The following is a 3,310-nucleotide window of genomic DNA, read 5'->3' on the forward strand; positions in this document are numbered from 1 at the left end:
GTCGGGACGTCGCCGGGCGAGGCGCCGGAGGGCGCGGGGAAGACTGCGACGACGACGACGTCACCCGCCACCGCGGTGGGCGACGGCCCCGACAACGCGAGGGCCGAGACCCCGAAGAGTGCCGGCGGCACCCCTGCGGAGGGCGGGGAGACCGGCGAATCCGCAGGCCGCGAGCCGAGGTCCTGACCCCGCCTCCCCCCGCGTCCCCCTATCGGGTGTGTTGCGAAACACGGCACCAGGTATGTGACTACGCTCACAGAAACCGGTCCGGTCGTTTCCGCCGTGTCGACTCCGGCCGCCGTGAACACATATCCCGAGAGAGAGCCGCTGATGACCGATCACGACCACACCCAGACCTACGCCCCCGACCCCGACTTCACCGCACAGGCCAACGCGCAGGCCGACCTCTACGACGTCGCAGCCTCCGACCGACTCGCGTTCTGGGACGAGCAGGCACGGCGCCTGGACTGGTCGACCGAGTGGTCCGAGGTCCTCGACTGGTCCGACGCCCCGGTCGCCAAGTGGTTCGTGGGCGGCACGCTCAACGTGGCCCACAACTGCGTGGACCGCCACGTCGAGGCCGGCAACGGCGACCGGGTGGCCATCCACTGGATCGGCGAGCCCGAGGACGACGCGCGGGACATCACCTACGCCGAACTCAAGGACGAGGTCAGCCGCGCGGCCAACTACCTCAGCTCCCTAGGGCTGGTCGCCGGCGACCGGGTGGCCATCTACATGCCGCTGCTGCCCGAGGTCTACATCGCCATGCTGGCCTGCGCCCGCCTCGGCCTGACCCACTCCGTCGTGTTCGCCGGCTTCTCGCCCGCCGCCCTGCGCTCCCGTATCGACGACGCCGAGGCCAAGCTCGTGATCACCGCCGACGGACAGTTCCGTCGTGGCAAGCCGGCGCCGCTGAAGGCCGGCGTCGACGACGCGTTGGCCGGCAATCTCGAGGGCGTCGACGGGCACGCGAAGTCCGTGCAGAACGTCCTCGTCGTGCGCCGCACCGGCCTGGACGTCGAGTGGACGGAGGGCCGGGACGTCTGGTGGGACGAGGTGGTCCCGCAGCAGTCCACCGAGCACACGCCGGAGGCCTTCGACTCCGAGCACCCGCTGTTCCTGCTCTACACCTCCGGGACCACGGGCAAACCCAAGGGCATCGTCCACACCTCCGGCGGCTACCTCACCCAGGCGTCCTACACCCACCACAACGTGTTCGACCACAAGGCCGGCCAGGACGTCTACTGGTGCACCGCGGACGTCGGCTGGGTCACCGGCCACACGTACGGCGTGTACGCCCCGCTCTCGAACGGTGCCGAGTGCATCGTCTACGAGGGCACCCCCAACTCGCCGGACGAGCACCGCCACTTCCAGATCATCGAGAAGTACGGCGTCACCATCTACTACTCGGCGCCGACCCTCGTGCGGACCTTCATGAAGTGGGGCGCCGAGATCCCGGCCGCCCACGACCTGTCCTCGATCCGCCTGCTCGGCTCCGTCGGTGAGCCGATCAACCCGGAGGCGTGGCGCTGGTACCGCGACAACCTCGGCGGCGGCAAGGCCCCCATCGTGGACACGTGGTGGCAGACCGAGACCGGCGCGATCATGATCTCCCCGCTGCCGGGCGTGACCGAGACCAAGCCCGGCTCGGCCATGCGGCCGCTGCCCGGCATCGACGTGGCCATCGTGGACAGCGACGCCAAGGAGGTCGGCGCGGAGGAGCAGGGCTTCCTGGTGCTCACCGAGCCGTGGCCGTCCATGCTCCGCGGCATCTGGGGCGACATGGAGCGCTACCGCGACACCTACTGGTCCCGGTTCGCCGAGGAGGGGTACTACTTCGCCGGTGACGGCGCCAAGTGGGACGCCGACGGAGCGCTGTGGGTGCTGGGCCGCGTCGACGACGTCATGAACATCTCCGGTCACCGCATCTCCACCTCGGAGGTCGAGTCCGCCCTCGTGGGTCACCGCGCGGTCGCCGAGGCGGCGGTGGTCGGCGCCAACGACGAGACCACCGGTCAGGCGATCGTCGCCTACGTGATCCTGCGCGGCAACGTCGACGCCGAGGAGGACCGGCAGAAGCTCATCGACGAGCTGCGGGCCGAGGTGTCGCGGGAGATCTCCCCGATCGCCAAGCCGCGCGACATCACGATCGTGCCCGAGCTGCCCAAGACGCGGTCCGGGAAGATCATGCGGCGCCTGCTCAAGGACATGGCCGAGGGCCGCGACGGCGGGGACACCTCGACGCTGTCGGATCCGACCATCATGGAGCAGATCAGGGAGAAGGGCACGCGCGGCTGACCGGGTAGCGGGTGAAGGCAGCCACGTGTCGTGGCACGATGGACGACGGTGCATCCGTCGCCTGACAATGGAGGAACAACCGTGAGCCACGCCCAGGGAACCCACTCGCCGACCGAGGCATCGATCCCTCTGCACGACGCGGATTCGATCGGTCGGGGCGACGCCAGCATCGGGACCCTGGTCAAGAACGCCACGACGCAGGTGTCCACTCTCGTCCGCGCGGAGATCGAGCTCGCGAAGACCGAGGTCACCGAGCAGGTCAAGAAGGCGGCCACCGGGTCGGGCTTCTTCGTCGCGGCGCTCGTGCTGCTCCTCATGTCCTTCTTCCCGTTCGTCTTCATGTGGGCGAAGCTCATCTCGCTGTGGTTCGGTACCAAGTCGTGGGACTGGATCGGGTTCCTCATCGTCTTCGTGGTGCTGGTGCTGCTGGCGGCGGTGTGCGGGCTGCTGGGTTACCGCAAGATCAAGAAGATCCGTAAGCCCCAGCGCACCATCGACTCGGTGTCCGACCTCAAGCTGGCCATGCCCACGGGCGCCGAGCCGCGGCCCGGGACGGTCCGGGTCACCGAGACGCCCCAGCCCGCCACGCGCAGCTGAAGACGCCAGCACACCGGCCGCCCGACCCGTCGATCGTCAGGATCGACGGGTCGTGGCGGCATCGTGACGTCTCGGCCAACGGCATCCGCCTGCACGTCGCCGAGGCTCTCCCGCCCGACACCGTCCCCGGTGAACTGCCACCGCTGGTGCTGATGATCCACGGCCTGGGCGGCATCTGGTGGACCATGCGGGCGCCCGTCGTCGCGCTGGCCGAGGCCGGTTTCCACGCCGTCGCGGTGGACCTCCGCGGCCACGGGGACTCCGACAAACCACCGCGCGGCTACGACGGGTGGACGCTGGCCGCCGACCTCACGCACCTCATCCGCGCTCTCGGCCACACCTCGGCGGTGATCGTGGGGCAGGGCGAGGGCGGATTCGTGGCCTGGACCGCCGCGTACCGCCGGCCGCGCGCCGT

Annotated in this window: 4 protein-coding genes; all 4 read left to right on the forward strand. The window is 69.8% G+C overall.

The window, feature by feature from the left end; all coding sequences use genetic code 11:
- Positions 1-186: hypothetical protein (locus G6018_RS17080; protein ID WP_206685250.1), on the forward strand; the 186-nt coding region annotated here is incomplete at its 5' end.
- A gap of 144 nt (positions 187-330) precedes the next feature.
- Positions 331-2,298, forward strand: coding sequence for an acetate--CoA ligase (acs, locus tag G6018_RS01815; protein WP_182610671.1), 1,968 nt, complete (start codon positions 331-333; stop codon positions 2,296-2,298).
- Positions 2,299-2,379: 81 nt separating this feature from the next.
- The gene (locus tag G6018_RS01820) at positions 2,380-2,895 is read left to right on the forward strand and encodes a phage holin family protein (RefSeq protein WP_179524416.1); all 516 of its coding nucleotides are present in this window, start codon (positions 2,380-2,382) and stop codon (positions 2,893-2,895) included.
- Positions 2,896-2,936: 41 nt separating this feature from the next.
- A partial coding sequence (locus tag G6018_RS17250) for an alpha/beta fold hydrolase (RefSeq protein WP_347237765.1) occupies positions 2,937-3,310 on the forward strand: 374 nt, incomplete at its 3' end.

The organism is Dietzia sp. DQ11-44 (assembly GCF_014145205.1).
GTDB classification, from domain to species: Bacteria; Actinomycetota; Actinomycetes; order Mycobacteriales; family Mycobacteriaceae; genus Dietzia; species Dietzia natronolimnaea.